The 25,482-nt window shown below is 63.0% G+C and carries 19 protein-coding genes; 10 read left to right on the forward strand and 9 right to left on the reverse strand.

All coding sequences use genetic code 11. The annotated features are described in order from the left end of the window. The first annotated feature begins 17 nt into the window (after nucleotides 1-17). The 6 genes from P0D71_RS30420 (at nucleotide 18) to P0D71_RS30445 (ending at nucleotide 5,697) form a co-directional block, all read left to right on the forward strand. Nucleotides 18-1,919, forward strand: coding sequence for a TadA family conjugal transfer-associated ATPase (locus tag P0D71_RS30420; RefSeq protein WP_408483356.1), 1,902 nt, complete (start codon nucleotides 18-20; stop codon nucleotides 1,917-1,919). 10 nt (nucleotides 1,920-1,929) lie between these two features. After that, a complete protein-coding gene (locus tag P0D71_RS30425; RefSeq protein WP_408294491.1) occupies nucleotides 1,930-2,778 on the forward strand; it encodes a type II secretion system F family protein in 849 nt (282 codons plus the stop codon). A 3-nt stretch (nucleotides 2,779-2,781) separates the two neighbouring features. Further along, nucleotides 2,782-3,663 carry a type II secretion system F family protein gene (locus tag P0D71_RS30430; protein ID WP_408483357.1) on the forward strand — a complete coding sequence of 294 codons (882 nt, stop codon included), beginning with the start codon at nucleotides 2,782-2,784 and terminating at the stop codon, nucleotides 3,661-3,663. Further along, on the forward strand, nucleotides 3,660-4,010 hold the full coding sequence (locus tag P0D71_RS30435; protein WP_408483358.1) for a DUF192 domain-containing protein: 351 nt from the start codon (nucleotides 3,660-3,662) through the stop codon (nucleotides 4,008-4,010). The genes P0D71_RS30430 and P0D71_RS30435 overlap by 4 nt, the downstream gene beginning before the upstream one ends. 89 nt (nucleotides 4,011-4,099) lie before the next feature. Beyond that, nucleotides 4,100-4,843 (forward strand): TadE family protein, encoded by a 744-nt coding sequence (locus tag P0D71_RS30440; RefSeq protein ID WP_408295190.1) that lies wholly within the window; start codon nucleotides 4,100-4,102, stop codon nucleotides 4,841-4,843. 62 nt (nucleotides 4,844-4,905) lie between these two features. Next, the gene (locus tag P0D71_RS30445; RefSeq protein WP_408483359.1) at nucleotides 4,906-5,697 is read left to right on the forward strand and encodes a lytic transglycosylase domain-containing protein; all 792 of its coding nucleotides are present in this window, start codon (nucleotides 4,906-4,908) and stop codon (nucleotides 5,695-5,697) included. A 35-nt stretch (nucleotides 5,698-5,732) separates the two neighbouring features. On the opposite strand, the gene P0D71_RS30450 is transcribed toward P0D71_RS30445, so the two are convergent. The 7 genes from P0D71_RS30450 to P0D71_RS30480 form a co-directional block, all read right to left on the reverse strand. Beyond that, on the reverse strand, nucleotides 5,733-6,119 hold the full coding sequence (locus P0D71_RS30450; RefSeq protein ID WP_408352431.1) for an Hpt domain-containing protein: 387 nt from the start codon (nucleotides 6,117-6,119) through the stop codon (nucleotides 5,733-5,735). Further along, nucleotides 6,116-6,757, reverse strand: a complete 642-nt coding sequence (locus P0D71_RS30455) for a response regulator transcription factor (protein ID WP_091805042.1) — start codon at nucleotides 6,755-6,757, stop codon at nucleotides 6,116-6,118. Before P0D71_RS30455 ends, P0D71_RS30450 begins: the two co-directional genes overlap by 4 nt. A 191-nt stretch (nucleotides 6,758-6,948) precedes the next feature. Then, complete coding sequence (locus P0D71_RS30460; RefSeq protein ID WP_408483360.1) at nucleotides 6,949-8,016, reverse strand: OmpA family protein; 1,068 nt, start codon at nucleotides 8,014-8,016, stop codon at nucleotides 6,949-6,951. A 152-nt stretch (nucleotides 8,017-8,168) separates the two neighbouring features. Next, the gene (locus P0D71_RS30465; protein ID WP_091805049.1) at nucleotides 8,169-9,008 is read right to left on the reverse strand and encodes an ABC transporter permease; all 840 of its coding nucleotides are present in this window, start codon (nucleotides 9,006-9,008) and stop codon (nucleotides 8,169-8,171) included. A gap of 15 nt (nucleotides 9,009-9,023) precedes the next feature. Continuing rightward, on the reverse strand, nucleotides 9,024-10,292 hold the full coding sequence (locus P0D71_RS30470; RefSeq protein ID WP_408483378.1) for an ABC transporter permease: 1,269 nt from the start codon (nucleotides 10,290-10,292) through the stop codon (nucleotides 9,024-9,026). 177 nt (nucleotides 10,293-10,469) lie between these two features. Beyond that, nucleotides 10,470-11,519, reverse strand: coding sequence for an ABC transporter substrate-binding protein (locus P0D71_RS30475; RefSeq protein WP_408185078.1), 1,050 nt, complete (start codon nucleotides 11,517-11,519; stop codon nucleotides 10,470-10,472). A 110-nt stretch (nucleotides 11,520-11,629) separates the two neighbouring features. After that, complete coding sequence (locus P0D71_RS30480; protein WP_091805058.1) at nucleotides 11,630-12,727, reverse strand: ABC transporter ATP-binding protein; 1,098 nt, start codon at nucleotides 12,725-12,727, stop codon at nucleotides 11,630-11,632. Between the two features lie 129 nt (nucleotides 12,728-12,856). Here P0D71_RS30480 and pdxR point away from each other — a divergent pair, with 129 nt between their 5' ends. Beyond that, nucleotides 12,857-14,404: a MocR-like pyridoxine biosynthesis transcription factor PdxR gene (pdxR, locus tag P0D71_RS30485; RefSeq protein WP_408483361.1), complete on the forward strand. Its 1,548-nt coding sequence runs from the start codon at nucleotides 12,857-12,859 to the stop codon at nucleotides 14,402-14,404. Nucleotides 14,405-14,423: 19 nt separating this feature from the next. Here the strand turns inward: pdxR and P0D71_RS30490 are convergent, their stop codons facing one another. Beyond that, nucleotides 14,424-18,167 carry a DUF748 domain-containing protein gene (locus P0D71_RS30490; protein ID WP_408483362.1) on the reverse strand — a complete coding sequence of 1,248 codons (3,744 nt, stop codon included), beginning with the start codon at nucleotides 18,165-18,167 and terminating at the stop codon, nucleotides 14,424-14,426. A 259-nt stretch (nucleotides 18,168-18,426) separates the two neighbouring features. Further along, nucleotides 18,427-19,845 carry a DUF1254 domain-containing protein gene (locus tag P0D71_RS30495; RefSeq protein WP_091805067.1) on the reverse strand — a complete coding sequence of 473 codons (1,419 nt, stop codon included), beginning with the start codon at nucleotides 19,843-19,845 and terminating at the stop codon, nucleotides 18,427-18,429. A gap of 297 nt (nucleotides 19,846-20,142) precedes the next feature. Here P0D71_RS30495 and P0D71_RS30500 point away from each other — a divergent pair, with 297 nt between their 5' ends. The 3 genes from P0D71_RS30500 (at nucleotide 20,143) to P0D71_RS30510 (ending at nucleotide 25,427) form a co-directional block, all read left to right on the forward strand. After that, the gene (locus tag P0D71_RS30500; protein ID WP_408483363.1) at nucleotides 20,143-20,814 is read left to right on the forward strand and encodes an FMN-binding negative transcriptional regulator; all 672 of its coding nucleotides are present in this window, start codon (nucleotides 20,143-20,145) and stop codon (nucleotides 20,812-20,814) included. A gap of 139 nt (nucleotides 20,815-20,953) precedes the next feature. Further along, nucleotides 20,954-23,290, forward strand: a complete 2,337-nt coding sequence (locus tag P0D71_RS30505) for a heavy metal translocating P-type ATPase (protein ID WP_408483364.1) — start codon at nucleotides 20,954-20,956, stop codon at nucleotides 23,288-23,290. A gap of 163 nt (nucleotides 23,291-23,453) precedes the next feature. Then, nucleotides 23,454-25,427: a methyl-accepting chemotaxis protein gene (locus P0D71_RS30510; RefSeq protein WP_408483365.1), complete on the forward strand. Its 1,974-nt coding sequence runs from the start codon at nucleotides 23,454-23,456 to the stop codon at nucleotides 25,425-25,427. Nucleotides 25,428-25,482 lie beyond the last annotated feature (55 nt).

A 25,482-nucleotide genomic window follows, 5' to 3' on the forward strand; every position in this document is an offset into this window, starting at 1 on the left:
CTTCGCGGAGAAGCATCATGCTCAATCTTCAGGTACACGCGCGAAATGCGCCCGTTCGCGCACTACAGGTCGAACAGGGTTGCACGATCGGCAAGGACGCGAGCTGCGACGTGATCGTCAAGGGCATGCTGATCGGCAAGCTGCAGGCGCGCATCGTCAGAGAACACAACGCTTATTACATCGAAGACCAGGGCGGCATCGCGGCCACGCTCGTCAACGGTTCGCCGATCACCCGTTATGGCCCGTTGACCGAGGTGGATCAGATTGAAATCGGTGTGACGACGATCAGGATCGTTCGTGCCGCGGTCACGACGCCGCCGGCGCATCAAGTGGTTGAGCAAGGGCAACAGGCGCAGCAGCCGGTTGCGGCGGGTCATGCCGACCAGAGCGCGCCGCCAGCCCCGTTGCCGCTGCAAGCTCATGCATTGGCGCATAGGGAGCCCTCGTTTGCCGTTACGGCTCCGGTGTCTTCGTCGTCACAGCCTTCTTATGCGCACAACGTCGCGACCGCCGGCCAACCCACGCCCGCGCGGCACGAGAGTCTGCCTACGCCGAAGCAGCCCGCAGCCGAAGCCCCGCTGCGCATGCAACCCGCCCAGGCGAAGAAGACCGCCGCGGCGGCGTTGCCGGTTGCGCCGATCAACAGTCCGCTCGGTATCGAACTGCGCAAACAGGCGCACATGAAGGTGATCGCGGCACTCGACCTGCGTCGCCTGAATGTTGCGCGTATGGAAGAGGACGAATTGCGTAAGACTGTCGGCGCGGCGCTCGACGACATACTGAATCACGACCCCAGCTTTCGGACAGCGGACATTCCGCTCGGCGACCTGAAGAAGAGTGTGTTTGATGAAATCATCGGACTCGGGCCGCTCGAGGAACTGATCGCCGATCCGACGGTGTCGGAAATCATGGTCAATTGCCACAACGAGATTTTCATCGAGCAGAACGGCCAGCTCACCCGTTCGCCCGTGATCTTCACCGACGACCGCGCGGTGCTCGGCGCAATCGAACGGATCGTCGCGCCTATCGGCCGCCGTATCGACGAAAGCTCGCCAATGGTCGACGCCCGGCTCGCCGACGGCTCACGGGTCAACGCCGTGATTCCTCCGCTCGCGCTGAAAGGCCCCAGCATCACGATCCGGAAGTTCTCCAGGCAGAAACTCGGCAGCGAAGACCTGATCAGGTTCGGCTCGATGTCGGCCAGCATGCTGGAGTTCCTGCACACGGCCGTCAAGCAGGGCGCCAACATTGTCATTTCGGGCGGCACGGGCTCGGGCAAGACCACCTTGCTGAACGTGCTGTCGAGCTACATTCCCGACGACGAGCGCATCGTCACCGTGGAAGACGCCGCGGAACTTCAACTCTCGCAACCGAACCTCGTCTCGCTCGAAGCGCGCCCCGCGAACATGGAGGGCAAAGGCGCCGTCCCGATACGCGATCTGGTGAAAAACTGCCTGCGGATGCGTCCGGACCGGATCGTGATCGGCGAGTGCCGCGGCGGCGAAGCGCTGGACATGTTGCAGGCCATGAACACGGGCCACGACGGTTCGCTCACCACCGCCCACGCGAACACGCCGCGCGACTGTATTGCGCGTCTCGAAGTGATGACGCTCATGGCGGGTCTCGATCTTCCGGTGCAGGCCATTCGCGAACAGATCTGCTCCGCTGTCGACATCATCGTGCAACAGTCGCGGTTCTCCTGCGGCTCGCGTCGCGTCACGCACGTCACCGAAGTAAGTGGCATGGAATCGGGCGTCATCACGTTGCAAGACGTGTTCGTGTTCAAGGAGGAAGGTTTCAGCGAGCACGGCAAGATTCAGGGCAAATTCGTCCCCACGGCCTATGTGCCCGATTTCTATCAGGAGCTGATTCGCAGGCGCATCCCGGTGAATACCGACATCTTCACGCGCGCCGAATGAGCGCTTCGTCATGAGCCTTCCCATTATTCTTGCGCTGGCGTTCTTCAGCACCCTGTTCCTGATATTTCTGCTCTCGCGCATGGGCACGTCCACTATCAGGGCCGGCTCGCGCCAGATGGCGGGCGAAATCGAGTCGTCGCTCGCCGACGCCTTCGTGTTCGTCAACCGCCAGAAAGCCGCGGCGTGGAGCATGGTTGTCATGGTCGGCTTGCCGGCCATTGTCTTTGTGTTCAGCCATAGCATTCTGTTGGCGCTGGCGTCGGTGCCACTCGCCATGATGCTGCCGAAGAAGTACTTCAAGCGCATGCGCAAGAAGCGGATCGAAGCGCTGGAAAAACAGCTGCCGGATGCGCTGCTGATGATGTCCGGCGCGCTGCGTGCCGGCGCGAGCTTTCCCTCCGCGCTCGAGGCAGTCGTCTACGAGACGACGCCGCCTATTTCCCAGGAATTCGACCTGTTGATGCGGGAAATCCGTCTCGGCATCGATCTCGACATCGCCATGCGCAACCTCGAAAAGCGCATGCCGATTCCCGACTTGCTGATGATGACCGCGGCCGTCACGATCGCGCGTGAAGTGGGCGGCAATCTCGCTGAGGCGCTGGAGTCCGTTGCGCGCACCTTGCGCGAGAAGCTGCAGATGGAAGGCAAGATCAGGGCACTGACATCGCAGGGCCGCATGCAAGGCATCGTGATGACCTGTCTGCCGCTCTTCCTGATGCTGGTATTGCGCTTCATGGAAGCCAAGGCCATGGCGCCGCTTTTCAACGAGCCGGTCGGCTGGGCCACGTTGGCGGTCATCGGGGTGATGGAGCTCCTCGGCTACATCTGGATTACCAAGATCACCAACATCGACGTGTGACCTATGCTGCTATTCATTGCCTTTATGGTCAGCTTCGGCCTGATCGTATTTATCGCCGTCGGCTACAAGTCGCTCAACGGCCTGGCTGGCGCCGTGCCCGAGGAGGACCGCATCTTCCTCGACCCATTGCCGAAATCGCTTCGTCCGCTATGGCCACTCGTCAATTTTGTGGTTCACCATTTCGGCAACTCGTTCAGCGCAAAGCTGGTGGAAAAGACCGATCTGCAATTGCGGCTCACCTCGCTCACATTCCTGATGAACGCGCGCCAGTTCATCGCGTTGTCGATTATCGCTTCGGTTCTGGCGTCGCTTGTTACGCTGTTGCTGATGCTATTGGTAGGCTGGTTCTCGCTGCTGGTGCTGATTTCCGTCGCCGTCCTCGGCTACTTCTATCCGCGCATCTGGACGCGCGACGTGCGCCGCCGTCGCGTCGGTCAGATTCTCAAACATCTGCCGATCTATCTCGACTTTCTGACGCTCGCCGTCGAAGCCGGCCTCAATATCAATGGTGCAATTCAGAAGGCCGTTGAAAAAGGCCCGGAAGGTCCGTTGCGCCGGGAGCTCGAACACGTGCTGCGTGACCTCAAGTCCGGCCTGAACCGCATGGAAGCACTGCGCCGACTCGACGACCGGTTGCGCATCAAGGAAGTCACGAATCTGGTGGGCACCGTCGTGCAAGCGGAACGAATGGGTTCAGGGCTCGCGAAGTCGTTGCGCTTCCAGTCCGAACAGCGCCGCTCGGAACGCTTCCAGCGGGCCGAAAAACAGGCGATGGAAGCACCCGTGAAACTCGTGTTCCCGCTGCTGGTGTTCATTTTTCCTATCACGTTCATTGTGCTGGGATTCCCGATCGCGATGAAGTTCGTCCAGGAGGGTTTGCTGTGAAGTCAGCCCGCCTTCTCGTTCGTGGATGCGACATCGGCATCGAAGTGTCGATCACCGAGACCGCGGGGGAACGCATGCGCGGTCTGCTGGGGCGCGCCGCGCTCGCGTCCGGCGAGGCGCTGCTACTCAATCGTTGCGGATCGGTCCACACCTTCGGCATGCGCTTTGCCATCGACGTGGTGTTTCTCGACCGGCAGCAGCGCGTGGTCGCGATCCATCACTGCGTCCCCAAGCGGCGCATGGTGTTCAGCCTGCGCGCGAGCCACACCCTGGAAATGTCGGCCGACTCGGCGCGCCGGCATGGACTGGCTATCGGCGACCCACTTGTATTCGAGGCGACCTCGTGAAACGTCCATCTTTAAATTCGTTGCGGATTCCGAGCCGCCACACGAGACTGATCGGCAATGCACGCAGGACCACGCAGTCGGGTCAGTCGATGACAGAATTCATCATCGTCGCACCCGCTCTGCTGTTCGTCTGTTTTGGCATTCTGCAGTTCGTGCTGCTCTATCAGGCGAAGTCGACGCTGGACGTGGCCGTTCTGGAGGCCGCGCGCGAAGGCGCGGTCAACCACGGCTCGATGCAGTCCATGCGCAGCGGTCTCGCACGCGGACTAGCGCCCATTTACGCGCATCAGGCAAGCGCCGACGGCGTCGCAGCGGCGCTCGCGAGCGCGCAAGCCGACGCCGCCAGATTCAGCAGCATCACCGTGCTCAACCCGACTCCCGCGGCCATTCAGGACTATTCGCGACCGCACTACTACGAGGACCAGGCGGCTACCTATTCGGAAATACCCAACGACTCGCTGATGTATCGCGATTCCTCCGTACCACCGGGTGCAACGTCGCACATGAACATCCAGGACGCCAACCTGCTGAAAATTCATGTGCACTACTGCTACAACATGTACGTGCCCGTGGTGAACAAAGTGATCTATTACGCCACCAACGTGATCGGCACGATCGGTGCGGGAGGCATTCTGACTCGTGAGCCGGCCAACGTGAGTCAGGATCCGTACGGCGATCCGCAACAGGGTGACTATCTCTGCAAGACCAAACTCGCTGACGGTATCGCGACTGGCCACTGGCCGATCGCGCTCGATTCTGAGGCGATGGTGCGTATGCAGTCCCCGCTTAGGTCATCCGCATTGAACGACGCTCCGAACCCGACGGGCAATTGATGTCGCATCACGTTGAGGACGAACTACCTGCGTTGCGAGGCCCAAGGGCAAAGGGATGCAGCATGACGCCGAGCCGTGCACTGCTGCTCGGCGGCCTGATCGCCGCGAGTGCGTGTGTGCCGCTCGGAGCCAAGGCCGCCGACGTCACCGCCACCGCCACCACCACCACCGCGCACGAACGTCGCTCGACTGGCGTGGTCATGATGATTGGTGGAATGACACGCGGCGAAGATGCCATCGCGCCGCCGGCGCGCGCGGCAACGGTCGCACCCGTTGCGGCATCCGGCGACGCCGGCGCGCAGTCTGTCGTGCTCCAGCCAGGCAGCGTGGCATGGAACGACGCGGCACGGCAAATCTCCGCTTCGGCCGCTTCGCGTGTCATGGCACTTTCGCCGATCATCAGCGAAGCCGCCCACGCCGCCGATGTCGACAGCGCGCTGCTGATGGCGGTCATCGAGGTGGAGTCCGGCGGCAATCCGCTAGCCGTGTCGCCCAGGGGCGCGACAGGCCTCATGCAGTTGATGCCCGCCACGGGCGCGCAGCACGGCGCGTCCAATCTGTTTGATCCGCGCCAGAACATCGCGGCCGGAGCACGCTACCTGAAAGAACTGATGCGCCAGTTCGGCGGCCTTCCGCTTGCCTTGGCGGCATACAACGCAGGTGAAGGTGCCGTACAAAAATACGGCGGACAGATACCGCCGTATGCGGAAACCATGGCTTACGTGCCCAAAGTGATCGCGCGATACCGGTGGTATCGGGACGCCTCGTCTTCTCCCGGGCCGGCATTGGTGCAAGCGGTCTCCAGCGGCACTCGGGGACGCTTTCTACTGGTGGGCTCAGGCGGCGCCGACTGAACGTAACCTGGCGAAGAAGCGCTCCCGAATCCCCGCTAGTCGGTACTGGTCAGCGCTTTTCCGATCGACGTGTCGAACTCTCCAAGCGCGTCGGCCACACGCGGCAGCAGTGCCGTTGCGAGCACGATATCGCGCTTACGCGCCGCCGCTTCCAGCCGCGTCAGCAGCGTAATCCCCTCGTGGCATTCGAGCATACGCGCCGATCCCGCAATCCGATGTGCCGCGCTGCCCACGCTATCCCATGAAGCCGCCCTGAAACTGTCGTGCAACGCGGCGAGCGTCGTTCGATTGGTCTGCGCGATCATTTCGAGCAGACGCCGAGCGGTGACCTGGTCGCCACCCGCCAGTTCCAGCGCTTTCTGCCGGAACATGGAGGGGTCGCCGGCAGGCACGACCTGGTTTGTCGCACCAGTGACTTTCATTGCACGGAGGCGATCCGGCAACGCCGCGCCAGATCGATGAGTTCAACGAGCGATTTGACACCGAGCTTTTGCATGATGCGCGTCTTGTGGCTGCTGACGGTTTTATTGCTGATGAACAAGGCATCTCCAATCGCCTTGTTCGACATGCCTTTCGAGAGCATCTGCAGTATCACGAGTTCTTTATCCGACAGCAGTCCGATCCTTTGCTCTTCCCCGCCGGCACCAGCGGCCGCCGCTATGCCGGCTCCGTTGGCCGCCACGGGGAACACGGTATAGCCGGCCAGCACCGCCTCCACGCCGCGCATGATCTCTTTCATTTCCTGCGACTTGCCCACGAAACCGTGGACGCCCGAGCGCATTGCGCGCGGCGCGAACGTGGCCGGGTCGTGGCCCGACAACACCATCACTCGAATGGGTGGATGAACGAGCCTGAGACGGGGAATCACATCGAGCCCACTAATGCGCGGAATGTCGAGATCCAGTATGGCGAGTTCCGGGGTGTGCACACGGGCCATCTCCACGGCGGTCTGGCCGTTGTCGGCCTCGATCACTTCTTCCACGCCGAGCAATTGCATGAGCTGCATTTTGATGACCATACGGAACGCCGGATGGTCATCGATAACCAGAATAGTTGACATATCTCCTAATCCTTCTGAACACGCGTTGCGACGCCGATTGTTGTCAGCGTCAAGCTTGAGAACGCACGTATGTGTGCGGGCACAATTGCCCGTGGCGAATGGTGGTACGACACGGACTCGTCGAAACGATCGACCTTCTGCGCGCTGTTGTTCGCGCGCCGGAACGCAGGATCGTGTTAGCTGCAAGGGCACTAGGAACGCGCCGAGACAAGTTCGATCTCGACGCGGCGATTGGGCGCGAGGCATCGCCTCAAGGCATCACGCCCGGTCTGCCGGCAATCGACCAGCGGGTCCGCACTGCCTCTGCCCAGCGCGGTCATCGGCAAGCTCACGCCACGCGCTCGCAGATATCGCTCGACCGTGCGCGCACGTCGCAGCGACAAGCCAAGGTTGTATGACTTGTCGCCGAGGCGGTCGGCGTAGCCGGTGATCTTCAGCGCGTGCAATGCGGGAACGGCTCTAAGGTCTGTCGCCACGTCGTCAAGCTGGCGCTTGCCGGCAGGCAGGATGGCGGCTTCTTCGCCACCGTTGAAGCGGAAAAGCGAATCGGCCTTTAGCGTGATCTTTTGCTGCGACTTTGCAGCAGAGGCAGGAGCCGATGGCGGGGTTGGTGTTGGCTGCCCGCATTGCAAAGCCCGCTGCGCCGATTGGCGCAAGTTGTCCTGCACCTCCGGCAAGCGCTTTTCGGCGTTGGTGAAGCTGCGGCGCCATGCGTCATGCCCGGCTTGCATCAGTTCGACTTCAGCGCATGCGAGCGGCAGCTGCGCCGGCGGACATGAAGCGACGGCGGGATCCGACTTGATGGTATTGACGATTTTCCACAGATCGGGGCGCACCGTGGACACCGTGCGCAGGGCGGGATTGGCTGCGGATAACGGCGTGCCATTCTCCAGACTGAGCGTGATCGTGGCCGCCTGGCCGATCGCTTCTTCGACGAAGCCCCAGTGGTCGTTAGCTTGGTGCGCCTGTTGGGCGGCAGTGATCCAGCATTGCGCCTTGGCGTGAAAATAGCCGTTCTTGTCGCCCGGCAACCGATCGAGCCGCGCTTGCAGACTGGTCAGCGCCGCACTACTGCTTGCGATGGGTGCGTAGGTGCTGACCCATTGCGCGTTGACCGCGCCTGCGGCTTCGTCTTGCGTGGCGCCGAAGCCGGTTTGCAGCAACGTGGCATCCTGGATGCCGAGCCGTTCACGCGCGGCGTGGTCCGCGCAGGCTGTCAAGGCCAGCGCGCACACAAGCACCGTTAGCTGGTGTTTCATTGATTCTCTGCGACGAGCGCATCTTCTTATCGACGGCTACGAGTATGAAGAGACGCTGATACGCAGGGAATGGGAACAATCTTAGAATATCGTCTGAAATTTGTTGCGCATCATGCGATGCGAACAACAACGCGTTGCCGTTCGCATTGCATTCAGGCCTTGACCGCCCGTGCTGCGTTTCGCCCACGCAGCCACTCGAGCGCCAGCAACAGGCTGGTCGAGAACACAATCAGAATTGTCGCCAGCGCCGCGATAGTCGGGCTGATATTTTCCCGAATGCCGGTGAACATCTGACGGGGCAACGTAGTCTGATCCGCGCCCGCAAGGAACAGTGTCACGACGACTTCGTCGAATGAAGTCGCGAATGCGAACAGTGCGCCCGAAATCACGCCCGGCGCGATCACCGGCAACGTGATGCGGAAAAACGTCTTCAACGGATTCGCGCCCAGCGACAAACTCGCCCGCACCAGGTTGTAGTTGAACCCCTGCAACGTCGCCGCGACCGTCGTCACGACAAAGGGCACACCGAGCGACGCATGCGCGAGAATCAGTCCGATGTACGTATTGGCCAGCCCGAGCGGCGCAAAGAACAGATACATGCCCACGCCGACCACCACCACCGGCACGATCATCGGCGAGATCAGGATCGCCATGAGCAAGCCTTTGCCGCGGAAATTCGCTTTGGTCAGTCCGATTGCCGCGAGCGTGCCGAGCACGGTTGCGACCACCGTCGCCGAGGGCGCGACGATAAAGCTGTTCTTGGCGGCCATGCGCCATTCATCGGATGCGATCAGGTTCTGATACCAGCGCAGCGACCAGCCCGGAATCGGATACACCAGGAACGTGCTCGACGAAAACGAGAGTGGCACGATCGCCAGCACGGGCAAGATGAGATACAGCAACGTCAGCACGGCGAGACCGCGCAGCGCGAAATACCAGACGCGCTCGACCCATGACGTATGCGGCGCGAACAATGGCTTGGCAAGTTTCATCGCAATAAGCTCCGTTCAGCCGAGGCTCAGTGACGAACGCGTGAAGCGCCCGTAAATGACATACAGCACGAGTGTCGCGGCGAGCAGCAGACCGCCGAGCGCGCACGCCATGCCCCAGTTGATCGTCACGTTGGTGTAGTACGCGACGTAGTAGCTGACCATCTGATCGTTCGGTCCGCCGAGCAAGGCCGGCGTGATGTAGTAGCCGATTGCCAGAATGAAGACCAGCAGCGCACCCGCGCCGATGCCCGGATAAGTCTGGGGCACATACACGCGCCAGAATGCGGCGAACGGATGGCTGCCGAGCGAGACCGCGGCGCGCTGATAGGTCGGCGGGATCGACTTCATTACGCTATAGAGCGGCAGGATCATGAACGGCAGCAGAATATGCGTCATCGAAATGTAGACGCCGGTGCGGTTGAACAGCAGCGACAGCGGGTCATGCAACAGTCCGCTGCCGATCAACGCTTTGTTCACCAGCCCCTCGCTTTGCAGAATCACGATCCATGCCGCCACGCGCACGAGGATCGAGGTCCAGAATGGAATCAGCACGAGAATCATCACCAGATTCGCGCGACGTTCGGGCAGCGTGGAAATCCAGTATGCAAGCGGGTAGCCGAGCAGCAGCGCGAAGACCGTTACCGCGGCGCCGATAACAAAGGTGCGGCTGAACACGGCGAGATAGATCTGTTGATCGGGATCGGTCGGGATGATGTGGCCGAACGCGTCCTGTTTGTGATCCAGTGAAGCAAGCAAATAGAACGGCGAATACGCGCCGGCGTTTTTGGCTATCGCTTGCCAGTACGTAATGTCGTTCCAGCGTTCGTCCAGTTCGACGAATTTGGCGTGGACCTGGGCGGGCGTCAGCTGCAAGGGTTTGCTGTTGTCGTCGACGAACGGCATGGCGTGCGCGGATTTGGCGATCAGCGAGCGATAACCCGGAATCTCGACGTTCAGGCGTCGCGCGAGTGCGCCCATGCCGTCGCTGTCGGCGACTGCGGCAAGGTCGACGGCCAGGGCAGTATAGGCGGCGTCTGGTGGCGTGCTCTTGCGATCCCAGGCGCTCAACGCCGCGAGGGTATGCGGCAGCGCGTTGACCACTTCGGGATTCTGCGCGGCACGCGTGAGCAGCGCGCCGATTGGCACGACAAAGATCAGCAGCAGAAAGATCGCGAGCGGCGCGATCAGCAGCAGGGCCATGGCCCGTTTTCTGGATTCCGCGGCCTTCAGCTCGCGCTTGAGCCGGCCACTTGATTCAGGCGTCGAATCGGCAGCAATGGTCATCGAGGTCAAACCCGTCTCCTTTGTCGACCCGAGTTAGCGCTTTAGCGCTTACTCGGGTCCCATGCAAGGCTGTCGGCGGGAGTTAGCGCTTCAGCGCTTACTCCCGCCCCATGCGTTCACTACAACAACCCAGCGCGGGTTCACCCCAGGTCAACCCGCGCCTTCACACCTCACGCCCTACTTCGAAGCCCACGACGAAAAGCGTTGCTCCAGTTCATCGCCATGATCGGTCCAGAACGCGAGGTTCTGCAGCACCGCGTTCTTGCCGTTAGCCGGCGAGTTCGGCAGATTGGAGAGCGTCTTCGCATCGAGCGCCTTGATAGCCGTCACGTTCACCGGACCGTACGCAATGTTGTGCGCGTAGTCCTGTTGCGGCTTCGACGAAATCGAATAGGCGATGTACTTCTCGGCCAGCGCCTTGTTTGGCGTGCCCTTCGGAATCGCCCAGTAGTCGAGGTCGTAGATGCTGCCGTTCCACACTACCTTCAGGTTCTTGCCTTCCTTCTGCGCGGCGTCGATCCGGCCGTTGTACGCCGTGGACATCACCACGTCGCCCGCCACGAGGAATTGCGGCGGCTGCGCGCCTGCTTCCCACCACTGAATGTTCGGCTTCAGTTCGTCGAGCTTCTTGAACGCGCGGTCCTGGCCTGCCTTGGTGGCGAGCACCTTGTACACTTCCTTCGGCGGCACGCCGTCGGCCATCAACGCGAATTCGAGGTTATAGCGCGCGCCCTTGCGCATGGCGCGCTTGCCCGGGAATTTCTTGACGTCCCAGAAATCGGCCCAGCCGGTCGGCGCCGTTTTCAGTTTGTCGGCGTTGTATGCGAGCGCCGTCGACCACACGAAGAAGCCCACGCCGCAGGTTTGCGGTGCTTCGGGAATCAGATCGGACTTCTTGCCGATCTTCGACCAGTCGAGTTTCTCGTACAGCCCTTCATCACAGCCGCGGCCGATATCGCCCGATTCGACTTCCACCACATCCCAGTTCACATGCTTGGCTTCGACCATCGCTTTGACTTTGGCCTGCTCACCGTTGTATTCGACAGCGGTGACTTTATTGCTGGTCTCCTTTTCGAACGGCTGGTTGAAGGCGACCTTTTGCGCGTCGCCATTCGCGCCGCCGAAATTGACGACCGTCAATTCGGCCGCATTGACTTGCGCGGCGCCCAGTGCGAGCGCCACAGCACCGACAGCGATGGCGCAGCGCGATTTCCCGATCTTGCTCATGGTGTGTTGCTCTCCTTTGGTGGTGTGCTTCCAGCTCAATACAGTGCGACTTTGTTATGTGCGGCCTGATCTGACCTGCCTGCGTCGAACACAGTGCGTGTCCGGCGCATTCACGCCCCTGCGAATACCCGCAGATGCTCGGGTGCGAACTCCAGTGCGACCGGCGCGCCGGGCGCGAAGGTGTCGAGCGCGTCGGTGCCGAGCGGCACCTTGACGAAGCACTCGTCCTGTTCATGCAAACCACAACGCATGCGCACGTGGTCGCCGAAATAGATCAGCCCGCGTGCCTCGCCGGCCAGCGCATTGGCGCCTGGCCGTGACAGGCCGTTGGCGAGCTTCATGCGCTCGGGGCGAATACATGCAACCGCCGGCGTACCCGCCCGCGCGCCGCCGATATTGCGACCGGTGAGCCGCGTGCCGTCGCTCAGACGGAATTCGCAGAACTCACCCTCGACATTCGCGATCGTGCCGCGCAGCTTGTTGCTGTCGCCGATGAAGTTCGCCACGAACTCATTGCATGGCGATTCGTACAGCCGATCGACGGTATCGAGTTGCTGCACGATGCCTTTATCGAACACGGCGACGCGGTCGGACATGGTCAGTGCCTCGCCCTGATCGTGCGTGACGTACACGAACGTCACGCCGAGTTTCTCGTGCAATGATTTAAGTTCGTACTGCATGTGTTCGCGCAACTGTTTGTCCAGCGCGCCGAGCGGCTCGTCCATCAGCACGAGCTTCGGTTCGAACACCAGCGCGCGGGCGAGCGCGATGCGCTGCTGCTGTCCGCCTGAAAGTTGCGCGGGATAGCGCTTTGCGAAGCTCTCCATGCGCACCATCTTCAACGCGTTATGGGTGCGTTCCGCGCGCTCCTGCGCCGAAATCTTGCGCACGGTCAATGGATAGGCAACGTTCTGTTCGACTGTCAGATGCGGAAACAACGCATAGTTCTGAAACACCATGCCAATGTTGCGCTTATGCGGTGGCACTGTGTTGAGCAGCGTGCCGTCCAGCCAGATCTCGCCGCCGGTGGGAAACTCAAAACCCGCCAGCATCATCAGGCAGGTGGTTTTCCCGGATCCGGACGGCCCGAGCAGGGTCAGAAATTCGCCCTGATAGATATCCAGATCAAGTTGTTTGACGACCAGCGTTTCGCCGTCGTACGTCTTGCGCACACCCCGAAAGCTGACGATCACGTCATCGGTTTTCATCGGTTAAGTCTCCTCTGCGGTCTGGCTGGCTCCCCTGCAAAGCAGCGGGATTGCATCCATTGCGTGGCTCACTATAGACCGTTACGGTTCTACAATATGGAACCATTTCATTATTCCGGATAGAACCACTTGGACACCGTGATTTTGTCGGATTGGCTGGCCGCGAGACTCGACCGCATGGCCGCCGAACCGGTCTACAGGCAGACGTTGCGGCTCATGCAGCAGGCCATTCTGACCGGCCAGTTGCCGCCGGGCACCAAACTGCCCAGTTCGCGCACGCTCGCCGAAGACCTCGGCATTGCGCGCAACACGGTTCTGCACGTCTACGACCAGTTGACCGCTGAGGGGTACGTGATCTCGACCACCGGCAGCGGCACTTACGTCGCCGACACGCGTCCGGACACGGCAGCCGTGAATACGCGCACGAAGCCGGCAGTGGCGAGCGTCGACAAGGCAGGCAGTACGGTCACGGAAACCCCAAAGCCGCCGAAGCGCGATCTAGGCGACCTGTCGACCCGGGGACGGCATCTGATCGATAAAGCCGGCGTGTCCGCCAAACAATGGGGCGCGTTCATGCCAGGCGTGCCCGACGTCGCGGAATTTCCGGCGCGCACGTGGAGCCGCTTGCAGGCACGTTTGTGGAAGGAGGCCAATCCCGATCTGCTGACCTACGCGCCCGGCGGCGGCTACCGGCCATTGCGGCGGGCATTGTCGGATTACCTGCGCGTCGCGCGCTCGGTGAATTGCACGCCCGATCAGATCATCATCACCACCGGCATTCATCAATCGATCGATCTGGCTGTGCGCCTGTTGACCGATGTGGGCGACCGCGCGTGGGTCGAAGAACCCTGCTATTGGGGCGCGCGTAGTGTGCTGCAGTCATCGGGGATTACCCTTGTGCCGGTGCCGGTGGATGACGAAGGTCTGAATCCGCGCGAACAGGATTTGCAACAGCCGCCGCGGCTCGCACTCGTCACGCCGTCGCATCAATATCCGCTCGGCATGGTGATGAGCCTCGCGCGCCGCCGCACGCTGCTCGAATACGCGCGCCAGCACAACGTGTGGATCATCGAGGACGATTACGACAGCGAGTTCCGCTACGGCAGCCGTCCGCTCGCCTCGCTGCAAGGACTCGACGATGCCGGCCAGGTGATCTACGTCGGCAGTCTGGGGAAGATGCTGTTTCCGGGCCTGCGGATCGGCTACATGATCGCGCCGGAGCATCTGGTGGACACGTTCCGCACGGGCGTGGCCGAGTTATACCGCGAAGGTCAGTTGATGCAGCAAGCGGTGATGACCGACTTCATCATGGACGGCCACCTCACCTCGCACGTTCGGCGCATGCGTGCGCTATACGGCGAGCGCCGGCAGATTCTGATCGACGCGATTACCGCGCGTTTCGGCACCGAGTTGCCGGTAATGGGCGATGAAGCCGGACTGCATCTGGTGCTCGGCCTGCCGGATCACGCGAACGATCGCGCGGTGACGGCCGCCGCTTTCGACGCCGGCGTGATCGTGCGCCCGCTCGCAAGCTACTACAGCAGCGACCCGCCCGCGCGGCGCGGACTGCTTCTCGGCTATGCGTGCGTGCCGAACGACAAGATTGGTCCCGCGTTCGACACCCTTGCGCGCGTCATCGAGCAAACCGCATTGAAGACGCCGACGCGCGCCGCTTGAGCGCCGGGTCTGAGTCTGCTCACTTCAGGCCGAAGTCGACTCGCGTCGTCGCGCCCTTGTCCTTGATGCCCTCCGCGGTCAGCTTCGGCGCGACGATGAACACGCGGCTGCTGTCGATCTTGCCGTCCAGATACTGCTGCACGCTCTGCGCCCGCTGTTGCGCGAGCTGGCGCAGGCTGGCGTCATCGATCGGTGCGTTGGCGGCGAGCGCGCTCTTCATGTCGTCGTCCGGCAAGCTCTTGGTCAGGCCGACAAAGTTACGCGGTTTCTTGAAGTCCGCCGATTTGTAGGCCTTGCTCAGGTACTTGTCGTACTCCTTCGGATCAACGGTGACGGTCGAGAGATCAACGCTCTCGCCATTGCCCACCACGTCCTTGATCTTTTGCTGCTTGACGAGGCGGTCCACATAGCCGGTGCGCAACGCGGGTTCGTCCACAGCCGGATCCACGCGGCCAATCAGGTCCATGCGAATCGACGGCTTGTCGCTCAACGCCTTCACGATCGTGTCGAGCTTCTGGGTGTCGGCGTCCGTGAGTTTCGCCGAGCCCGGCTCGAACTCGACATAACCCAACTCCTCGCCCTTGCCGCCGAACGCATTGGCGATCAGAGAGAACGGCGCGGTCACCGCTTTTTCGAGCAGATTGAGCACCGCATGCCAGATCAGGCCGCCAATGCTGAATTCCGGATTCGACAGCGAGCCGGACACCGGCAGGTTCACGTCGATTTCGCCGCGCGAGTTCTTTAGCAGCGAAATCGCGAGACGCACGGGCAGTTTGGTCGCCGTATTGTTGTCGACGTGATCGCCGAACGTGAGTTGATCGATGAAAATGTGATTGTTCGCGTTCAGTTGATCGTTTTCGAGCTGGTAGTGCAGATCGACATTCAGCTTGCCCTTGGTGATCGGATAACCGGCGTATTTCGCCGAATACGGCGTGAGATTGGTCAGCTCGATATCGTGCGCGACCGCCGTGAGATCGAGCGCCGGTTTCGCAATCAGCGGATTGACCGTGCCGCGAATCGATAGCGGACCATTGGCGGCCAGTTTCGCGGCGATGTCGACCGGCGCGGATGTGGTGGATTGCGTGCCGAACGCGCCGACCGTGCCCTGAATGCCGACCAGGTTCGCCGTGAAATTCGGCTTGATGAAATTGTCCGTGTACGTCACGCGGCCCTGTTGCAGAACCAGCTGGCCGAAGTGCAGCTTGACCGGGCTTTGCGGCGGCGTAGCAGCCGTGACCGTGGCGTTTGCGGCCGACGCCGGCGGCGGTGCGGATGCGGCCGCCACCGTCGAAGCCGCTTGCGGCGTCAGCGGCACGGGTTCGGCGCCGCTCTTGTCACGCGTCAGCGATTGCGCGGCGCCGGATTCGTGCGCGACGACGTCCTTGAGGTTGAGCTTGCCCTGCGCGTCGAGCAGCACGCGACCATAGAACTTCGTGAACGTGACGCGGCCCGCGTCGACCACGGTGCCATGCTCGTCGTAATCGGCTTTGAGGTTGGACAACGCGAGCGAGCCCCATCCCGCGAATGGATCCGAGGTCGCCTTGTCTAGCATGCGCACTTCGACGAGCGCCATGTCGCCGTGATAGGTCGCCTTCAGCGACTTCGCCTGGCTCAACGCGAGATCGCCGTCCGCATTGAGCAGCGCGCTCGCGATCACCGCATTCAGCTTGCTGCCGAAGTACGGTTCGAAGGCCGCCGCGTCGAGCCGGTTGGCATTCACTTTGACGGCCACCTTGAGCGGCGTCGCCGTCACGTCACCCTTGACGCCCAGCGTGCCCTTCTTGTTCAGCGTGGCCTGCAGATCGACCGGCAGCGGACGGCTCAGGTCGTCGCTGATGTTCTGCACCTTCAGTTGCAGCGGCGTGATGTTCAGTTTCACCGGCTGCGGCGTGGTGTTGTCCGTGAAATTGGCGGTGGCGTCCTTCAGGATCAACTCGCCGATCTTGTAACGCCACGCGGGCCCTTCCGCGTGCGCCTTCTTGACCGCATGGATCGCGGTGCGCTCCGGCGTGGCTTCGTGCTGTCCGCCAAGCGCGGCGAGGTTGATGCTGCCGTCTTTCAGACGCTGGGCATCGACCGCGAGCCCGGTCGTGTCGATGCTGGTCACTTCGGCGGTGCGCGCCGTCACATCCACCTGCTTGACCTTTGCGCTGCCTTGCGTGAGCGCAATCACCGGATCCTTGCTGCCGCGCGCCGCGAGCTTCAGCGACTGCAGATTCACTTGGGTGTCGGTGACCATCACGGCCGCCGGCAACTTCGACCAGTTCGCGCCGATATTGGCCGTGGCGGAGAGCGTGCCGTCCATGACTTGCGCCGCAGTCGCGGTGTCGAGGTACGGTTGCAACTTGGGCAGGTTCAACGCCTTCAGGTCGAGCTTCGCGCTCGCCGTTTTCGCCACGAAGCCGAACGCGCCGGCCACACCAAGGGATCCACCGCTGTCCTTGAAATCGGTATTGAGCGTGTAATGAGCGGGTGCAGTGGCGAGCGTCGAAAAATCGGTCAGCGTCACGGCCAGCTTTTGCATACCGACATCGACGGGACGCGAGGCGGCGTTGTCGCGAACATTGACGGTGCCGTCATTGAGCACGAAGCGCTTGATCGCCAGGTCCAGTGGCGGCGCTACCTTCGCGGTGGCATTGGCGGCGGATGCGGCAACCGGCGCGCTTGCGGCCGGTTGTGCGGCAGCAGCAGCCGGTTCCGGCGCGAACATCTTCTCGACGCTCAGCACGCCGTCTTTATCACGCGCGAGATTGGCGGTGGGCGCGTCGATACGGATCTCGTCCAAGTGATAAAGGCTCTTGAACGGCTCCAGCGTGGCGGCGGCCACATGCACGGCGCGCGCCGCGAAGAACGGCGCCTTGCTTTGATCCTGCACGTCCACGTCGTTCATATCCACGGTGCCCGCCACGCGCAGCGAGGGCGCGTCGTTCGAGACCACGAAGTTGAGCTTGAGATCAGTGGACAGTTTGCCGGACTGCACGATCACCGGCAGTTTGGTCGGCACGTAGGAGATGAGACGCGGCACATCGAGCCCGTCGAAGCGCAACGACACCTCCGACTCACGCGACGCGGCAAACGGCTTGGTCTTACCGTCGATGGCAAGCGGACTGCCGTCGATGCGCGCCCGCAGCAGCGGCTCGACGAAGATATCGGTTTTCGAAGGCAGCGTAGCGATGAACGGAATGCCGAGCTTCCATTGATCGATGACGTGCGTGGCGCCGAGGAGTTTGTCGTCGAATGTGATCTGGCCGTTTTCGAGGCGAATATTCGATACGGAAAATAGCGTCGGTTTGCTGTCCGGCTTGGCCGGCTGCTTCGAGAATTTCTCGATCAGATCCGTGAAATTGAAACGCTGCGCGTCGTAACGAACAATATGGAAGCGCGGCGAATCGAGCTGCACTTCGTCGATAATCGGCGCCGCGCGAAACAGCGAACTCCATGACGGCTGCACGATGAGCCGCGAGATATCCACGAAGTCACCCGCGCCGCCGCGCTCGCCGATATGCACGCGATCGGCTTCGAGCCGGAGCGTATACGGATTGAGCGCAATACGGCCGATGGTGGCCGGACGGTCGAGTTGTTTGCTGAGCTGTTGCTCGGCAATGTGGCGAATCAGCGGCGGTGCAGCAAAGAAGCCCAGCAGACCGAACAATACGAGGAAGATCAGCAGGCCGGTAATGACACGCCGGGTGCGGCGTGACTGCGCGACATCGCGCACGGTCTGCATGGACGATGCTAGTGATGCTTTATTAAGGCTTGCCATGCTCGGTCTTGGGTAGTGCGGCGGCAAGCCCGCCGCGAAAACGAAAATCCCGCAAGCGGCAGTATAAGTCTTGAATGTTTCGCGGGATATAAATGTAAGGCGAGGCTTACACATTCCCCTGCGCGATAGCGCCGCATGTCCGCCGCGGTGAGTTGGCGGACATGCTTTGCTCGATGCGTTAGCGGGTTGTTAGCGAGTAGTCCGCGGGTCGTCTCTAGCCGGCCGCTATTGAAGCACGGCTATCACGTCACGGACACGCTCACTGACGCACGACGGCCGGCGGTTGCCAACTGCCGTCGGTGGCTTGCGCCTTGGGCGCGTACAGACGCAGCACGAGTTGCAGATCGGCGCGCGGCGCCGGCAGCCAGTTGCCGCTCTTGCTGCGAGCGGACGACACGGTCACGTCGAGCGAGCCATCGCGATTGCGGCGCGCGCCGTTGCGGTCGCCGACCGCGAGACGCGCCGGCGCGCTTTCGCCCAACGCGCCGTCCTTCGTGTAGGCGGTGATCGACCAGAAGCCGCGCACCGGCGGCAGCTGATTCGGCGCGAAGTGGATCACGTAACGGTTTGCGCCGTTGAGCGCCCGACCGTCGCTGTCCTGGGTGACGACCGCGCGAACTTCGTCGTCTTTCGTGCCGATACCCGGTTGCGCGTATGCGGCATAGGCGCGCAGCGCGTAGTCGGGACCGTAGGTGCCTACGCCGTCGCCGAACCAGCTCCAGCCGTTGCCGTTCAGCAGATTGGACGGCGGCGTGACGACGCGCTCATGACCGTCGGCAAGACCCGCCGTAATGGCTTCCGGCGCATTCGGCAGCTTGACCGGCTCGCCGGGCGTCACGCCGAGGTCGGAAAGGAATTTGAGCGCGTGCGGATCGGCCGGCGTCGGCGGATTGTCGGGCAAGGCCTGCGCGAGCCGGTTGAAGAACCCATTGGCATCGAGCGCGGCGACTTGCGCGGCCGGCGTGCCGGAAGCAGGCACGGCGGCATCGGCGGCATTGCTGCGCGCGGGGGCGATGGAAGCAGAACGCGTGTCGCCCGCGTAGACGCTCAGCGGCGCGACGCGAATGGCGCGCTGCAGCTTGCGGACTGCCGTCAGATCACGTGTGCCGTTCGACTGAATGCGCACGCTCACCCATGCATTCCGGGTCGGCACGTCGACCCGCTTCACGCCCTTGGGCAACTCGCCCTGCCAGCCCGGGCCGACGAAGGCAATCGCCTGCGGCTTGATGCCAGCCGCACGAGTGGCGAACTGCGAACTGGTCGACCAGACCACGTTAGTCCACATGTCGAGCACGCGGGCATCCACGTAGCGGCCGTGCGAGTCGGGCAGCGCCACGATCACCGGTTCACTGCCGAGGTCCAGCCAGCCGGTCGAATCGAACGTATCGAGGCTCGGCTGCATCGGATTGGCGGCGCCGATCGGCGGCAATGCCTGAGCGTGGCGCAGCGTATTGAGCGGCGCACGGCCGGGATCGGTGCCGACCGCCGCGTCGCGCGCGACGCCCATCAGCACCAGCGGATAGCCGAATACGTACGAATCGGCGACTTCGTCCTTGATCCAACCGGTGGATTTCTGCGTTGCGGTGGGAGTCGACGCGCAACCCGCCAGAAATACGAGGCCTGCGAGCGATGCGCAGGTCCAATGACTCGAGTACAGCTCTCGGCGATTTTTTATCATTCGTTCAGGTGGCGGAACGTGTGGTCCTAAGGGAGACGCCGGTGCGCGACGAGCCCTGCTTGCGCGGCCTCCCAAAGCCCAACGCATCCAGTCCGCGGTTCGCGATGCCGACAACACCGGGTTGTATCGTATCCTTGGTCACCAGGCAAGCGCAAAGGCAGCAATAGCGCCGGTTCGCGCGCGCATACAGTCCTTTTTGCAGTACCGTTGACGTTTTTTTATTACATCCGCCCGGGCGTCGAAGCCTCGGGCGACTTTCATCGCTGCTCTTTCGCCCCCTCGTATCCGGAGCGCTTCATGTACATGCCTGCCCATTTCGAAGAGAACCGTTCAGAGGTTCTCCACCGCCTGATCGCCGAGCAGCCTTTCGGCGCGTTGATTACCCACGGACCGACCGGACTCGACGCGAATCATTTGCCGTTCGAATTCGAAGCGCCCGCTGCGGGGAGCCAGTCCGATGCGGCGACGGGTGAGACGCACGGTATCCTCCGCGCTCACGTCGCCCGCGCCAATCCCGTGTGGCAGGAAGCCGCGGCGAACCCGGAAGCGCTCGTGATCTTTCAGGGCCCGGCCGCCTACATCTCGCCGAACTGGTATCCGAGCAAGCACGAGGCGCATCGGCAGGTGCCGACTTATAACTATATGGTGGTGCATGCGCACGGCCGGATCGTCGTGCGCGACGACGAGTCGTTCGTGCGCGGCCTCGTCGCGCGCCTGACCCGCAAGATGGAAGCCGGCGAACCGGTGCCGTGGAAAATGGGCGACGCTCCCGCCGACTTCATCGCGCAGATGCTCGGTGCGATCGTCGGCATCGAAATCGAGGTGACGCGCCTCGTCGGCAAGTGGAAACTCGGTCAAAACAAGGCGGCGGCCGACCGTCGCGGCGCGGCCGACACCCTGCTCGCGCGCTCAAGCGACGAACAGCAGGCGGTCGGCCAAGCCATGCTGGACGCGCCGCCCGCGTACTGAGCGGACGTTTCCGCGATAAATCAGCGCCATACCGGCGCCGTTGAAGCACGCACTGCAATTCGTCCTTGACCTTCCCATTATGGGAAGGTCAATACTGGCCTCATGATGCGGCCTGATGCCGCCACGAGCCTTGCCTACCATGACCGAACTTGCCACCGCCCAGCGCCCCGCGGATGCCGCCGACGCTTCCGCCCACACCACCGAACTCGACATCGGCGGCATGACTTGCGCCTCGTGCGCGATGCGCGTCGAAAAGGCGCTCGCCAAAGTGCCGGGCGTCGTGAGCGCGTCGGTGAATCTGGCGACTGAAACCGCGACTGTCGATCTGGACGGCGCAGCCGCCGGCCCGGACGCGCTGATCGCCGCCGTCAAGAAAGCGGGCTACGAAGCGACGTTGAGCGCACCGCCGGATACCTCCACCGCCGCCGACGAGGCCGCGTCCGCCGACCGCAAGCGCGACCAGACCCGCCGCGAGCTGGCCGCCGTGCTCGCCTCCGCCGCGCTGACGCTGCCGCTCGCCGTGCCGATGGTCGGCGAATGGTTCGGTTTGCACGCAATGCTGTCGCCCTGGCTGCAATTCGCGCTCGCCTCGATCGTGCAGTTCGTGTTCGGCGCGCGCTTCTATCGCGCGGCCTATCGAGCGGTGCGGGCCGGCGCGGGCAACATGGACTTGCTGGTGGCGCTCGGCACATCGGCGGCGTATGGCATCAGCGTCTACGAACTGGCGACCCATCCCGGCGACATGATGCATCTGTATTTCGAAGCGTCGGCGGTCGTGATTACGCTGGTGCGCTTCGGCAAGTGGCTCGAAGCACGCGCCAAACGCCAGACCACCGACGCCATCCGCGCCCTCAACGCGCTGCGCCCCGATCGCGCGCGCATTCGTGTCGGCGCCGACGAGCGCGACGTGCCGCTCGCGCAAGTGCGGGTCGGCACGGTGGTGCTCGTGCGTCCTGGCGAGCGCGTGCCGGTCGACGGCGCGGTGCTCGAAGGCCGCACGCATATCGACGAATCCCTGATCACCGGCGAAAGCCTGCCGGTGCCGAAGCAGGTGGCCGACCCGGTCACTGCCGGCTCGATCAACGGTGAAGGCGCGATTGCCGTGACGACCACGGCGATCGGCGCGGAAACCACGCTTGCGCGCATCATCCGCCTCGTGGAAAGCGCGCAGGCCGAGAAGGCGCCGATCCAGCGGCTGGTCGATCGGGTCAGCGAAATCTTCGTGCCGGCGATCCTGGCGATTGCCGCGCTCACATTGGTGGGCTGGCTGATCGCCGGCGCGGGCGGCGAAACCGCGATTCTGAACGCGGTCGCCGTGCTGGTGATCGCGTGCCCGTGCGCGCTCGGACTCGCCACGCCGGCGGCCATCATGGCCGGCACCGGCGTCGCGGCGCGGCGCGGCGTGCTGATCAAAGACGCCGAGGCACTGGAAACCGCGCATCGGGTGACGATTGTCGCGTTCGATAAAACCGGCACGCTGACGCTCGGCCAGCCGTCTGTCACCGCGTTCGAGCCGATTGGCGGCATCAGCCGCGCAGAGGCGCTGGAGCTTGCGGCAGCGGTTCAGCGCAACAGCGATCATCCGCTGGCGCGCGCGGTGGTCAAAGCCTATGAAGCAGCTACGACGCAGTCCGCCGACATGCCCGCGGCGATTGGCGACACCGTTGCGGCTCCCACGCAGACGCGCGCGCTGCACGCCAGCGCCGCACGCGCGGTCGCGGGCCGCGGCGTCGAAGCGGAAGTCGACGGCCGCACGCTCGCGCTGGGCAGCGGACGCTGGCTCAACGAACTCGGCATCGAATTGCCGCCTGAACTTGCCGCGCGGGCTCACGAACTCGAAGCCGCCGGCAACACCGTCTCCTGGCTCATGCAGCGCGATCCGCAAGCGCCCGCGGCTCTGGCATTGATCGCGTTCGGCGACACCGTCAAACCGACGGCGCGCGCGGCCATCGAACGGCTGGCACGCATGGGCATCACGAGCGTGCTGGTCACCGGCGACAACCGCGGCAGCGCGGCGAGCGTCGCCAAGGCGCTCGGCATCGACGAATTCCACGCGGAAGTGCTGCCCGACGACAAAGCCCGCGTTATCCGCGACCTGAAAATTCGCAGCGCCGGCATTGTCGCGATGGCCGGCGACGGCATCAACGACGCGCCCGCGCTCGCCGCCGCCGACATCGGCATTGCCATGGCGACCGGCACCGACGTCGCCATGCATGCAGCCGGCATCACGCTGATGCGCGGCGATCCGGCGCTGGTGGCCGACGCCATCGACATCTCACGCAGGACCTGGCGCAAGATCCAGCAGAACCTGTTCTGGGCCTTCGTCTATAACCTGATCGGCATTCCGCTGGCCGCCTTCGGCCTGCTGAACCCGATGCTGGCCGGCGCGGCAATGGCGTTTTCGAGCGTCAGCGTAGTCACCAATGCGCTGCTGCTGCGCACGTGGCGCGGTGCGCAGGATGGTTCGGCACGCTAAGCGAGTACGAGCCTAAATACCCTGTGGGCCGTACGGTTATTACGAACTACTTTCGAATTTTTAAAGAAGGCGGACGCAGCGGCCGTAAACCAGCCATCGATGCCGGTCATGCCTATGCATGGACCACGCATTCCGCTTGTGCTTCTTTACTCCGCAACCGCCCATGGAATTTCTCTCTTTGCGCCGTGCCAGCGTTGGCGCGCGGCTCGCTATCCTTTCGTGCGTGCTGGTCGCGTTGATCTTCGCCGCGTTCACATGGGCGCTCACCCGCACCGCCGGCAAGCAGATCAGCGACCAGGTGCTCGAACGCATCGCCGATAAAGACCGCTCGATCGCCGCGATGATCAAGTTGTTCGACAAGGCCTTATCGAACGAGGTCGACCGCTCAATGTCGCTGTTCGCGAGTTTCCTGCCCACCGGCTACACGCTCGACGAGACCCAGAAAGTCGATATCGGCGGTGTCGCCACGCCGACCATCAAGGCGGGCGACAAAGTCCTGAACCTGGACTTTTCCATCCCCGATCTGTTTCTCGAACGCAGCGGCGCGGTCGCCACCGTGTTCGCGCGCAATGGCGACGACTTCGTACGCGTTACCACTTCGCTGAAGAAACAGGACGGCTCGCGCGCCATCGGCACGCTGCTCGACCGCAAGGCACCGGCCTACGCACTACTCCTCGCGAACAAACCCTATACGGGACTCGCCGCGCTCTTCGGCAAACGTTTGATCACGCAATACCGCCCGATCACCGACGCGAGCGGTCGCGTGATCGGCGCGCTGTTTGTCGGCGTCAATGTGGACAAGGAAATTCAGTCGGTCGAAGACGGGATTCGCAATCTGAAGATCGGCGACAGCGGTTACTACTTTGTTGTCGATGCGTCGAAGGGCGCGGAGCGCGGCAAGCTGATCGTGCATCCGGCAGCGGCCGGCCAGAACGCCGACAACGCGAACGCACCGTATCAGCAGATGCTCGACATGAAGGACGGCCAGCTCGAATACAGCTCGGCCGACGCCACGCTCGGCGAGCGCGGCTCGCGCGACAAGTTCGTGTCGTTCGTTACCGTGCCGGAATGGCAATGGCTGGTTGGCGGCGTCGCGCCGCGCGACGAAGTGATGGCCGACGTCGTCGCCACCCGCAATGAATTTCTACTGCTCGGCTTCATCCTCGTCGGCGTGTTCGCGGTGGTGTTCCTGATAGCGGTGCGGCGCCTCGTGAGCCGTCCGCTCGAAGAAGCCGCCAAGGCGTCCGAACGTTTCGCCTCGGGCGATCTGAGCGTGCGCGTGGCGAATGGCGCAAACGCGCGCGCCGATGAAATTGGCCGCCTGATGCAGTCGATCGACGGCATCGGCGAAGGACTCGCGCGCATTGTTTCGCAAGTGCGCAATGCGTCGACGGACATGTCCCACGGCACCGAAAAGATCGCCACCGGCAGCGGCAACATCGCGGCGCGAATCGCCACGCAGGCGAGCAGCCTCGAAGAAACAGCGGCGAGCATGGAAGAGATCACCTCGACCGTGCAGCAGAACGCCGACCATGCCGCGCAAGCGAACACGCTCGTCACGCGCGCCGCCGACGCCGCGCTCGAAGGCGGCCGCGCGGTTGAACGCGTGGTGTCGACCATGGGCGAGATCAGCCGCTCGTCGCAGAAAATCGCCGAGATCACGACCGTGATCGAGGGCATCGCCTTCCAGACCAATATCCTCGCGCTGAACGCCGCCGTGGAAGCGGCGCGCGCCGGCGAGCACGGCAAGGGCTTCGCGGTCGTGGCCTCGGAAGTGCGCGCGCTGGCGCAGCGCAGCGCGGCCTCGGTGAAGGAGATCGAGAGCCTGATCGCGAGTTCCACGACGACCGTGCAAAGCGGCTTCCGGATAGCCGAAGAAGCCAGTTCGACGATGCAGGGCATCGTTCAACAGGTCGGCCAGGTTCGCGCGATCATGGGCGAAATCAGCGTCGCCTCGCGCGAGCAATCGGGCGGCATCGAACAGGTGAATCTCGCCGTCACGCAGATCGGCGAAGCCACGCAGCAGAACGCTACGATTGTCGGCGAAGCGGAACTTGCAGCGGCCGAGTTGCGCGATCCGGCCGCGCGCCTTGCGCAGGTGGTCAGCGTGTTCAAGCTGGAAAGCGCGCGCGATTGAGGGTGAGCATCGCGGCACGGCGTTGCGTGCCGCAGCGCGCCGCGCGCCGTTGCAG

Source organism: Paraburkholderia sp. RL17-383-BIF-A, assembly GCF_046028015.1.
Lineage (GTDB): Bacteria > Pseudomonadota > Gammaproteobacteria > Burkholderiales > Burkholderiaceae > Paraburkholderia.

Coding starts and splice junctions, on each gene's coding strand:
- P0D71_RS30425 (WP_408294491.1), top strand. CDS start 1,930: ATGAGCCTTCCCATTATTCTTGCGCTGGCGTTCTTCAGCACCCTGTTC.
- P0D71_RS30510 (WP_408483365.1), top strand. CDS start 23,454: ATGGAATTTCTCTCTTTGCGCCGTGCCAGCGTTGGCGCGCGGCTCGCT.
- P0D71_RS30430 (WP_408483357.1), top strand. CDS start 2,782: ATGCTGCTATTCATTGCCTTTATGGTCAGCTTCGGCCTGATCGTATTT.
- P0D71_RS30495 (WP_091805067.1), bottom strand. CDS start 19,845: ATGATAAAAAATCGCCGAGAGCTGTACTCGAGTCATTGGACCTGCGCA.
- P0D71_RS30420 (WP_408483356.1), top strand. CDS start 18: ATGCTCAATCTTCAGGTACACGCGCGAAATGCGCCCGTTCGCGCACTA.
- P0D71_RS30500 (WP_408483363.1), top strand. CDS start 20,143: ATGTACATGCCTGCCCATTTCGAAGAGAACCGTTCAGAGGTTCTCCAC.
- P0D71_RS30455 (WP_091805042.1), bottom strand. CDS start 6,757: ATGTCAACTATTCTGGTTATCGATGACCATCCGGCGTTCCGTATGGTC.
- P0D71_RS30480 (WP_091805058.1), bottom strand. CDS start 12,727: ATGAAAACCGATGACGTGATCGTCAGCTTTCGGGGTGTGCGCAAGACG.
- P0D71_RS30465 (WP_091805049.1), bottom strand. CDS start 9,008: ATGAAACTTGCCAAGCCATTGTTCGCGCCGCATACGTCATGGGTCGAG.
- P0D71_RS30450 (WP_408352431.1), bottom strand. CDS start 6,119: ATGAAAGTCACTGGTGCGACAAACCAGGTCGTGCCTGCCGGCGACCCC.
- P0D71_RS30490 (WP_408483362.1), bottom strand. CDS start 18,167: ATGGCAAGCCTTAATAAAGCATCACTAGCATCGTCCATGCAGACCGTG.
- P0D71_RS30440 (WP_408295190.1), top strand. CDS start 4,100: ATGACAGAATTCATCATCGTCGCACCCGCTCTGCTGTTCGTCTGTTTT.
- P0D71_RS30445 (WP_408483359.1), top strand. CDS start 4,906: ATGACGCCGAGCCGTGCACTGCTGCTCGGCGGCCTGATCGCCGCGAGT.
- P0D71_RS30470 (WP_408483378.1), bottom strand. CDS start 10,292: ATGACCATTGCTGCCGATTCGACGCCTGAATCAAGTGGCCGGCTCAAG.
- P0D71_RS30475 (WP_408185078.1), bottom strand. CDS start 11,519: ATGAGCAAGATCGGGAAATCGCGCTGCGCCATCGCTGTCGGTGCTGTG.
- P0D71_RS30505 (WP_408483364.1), top strand. CDS start 20,954: ATGACCGAACTTGCCACCGCCCAGCGCCCCGCGGATGCCGCCGACGCT.
- P0D71_RS30460 (WP_408483360.1), bottom strand. CDS start 8,016: ATGAAACACCAGCTAACGGTGCTTGTGTGCGCGCTGGCCTTGACAGCC.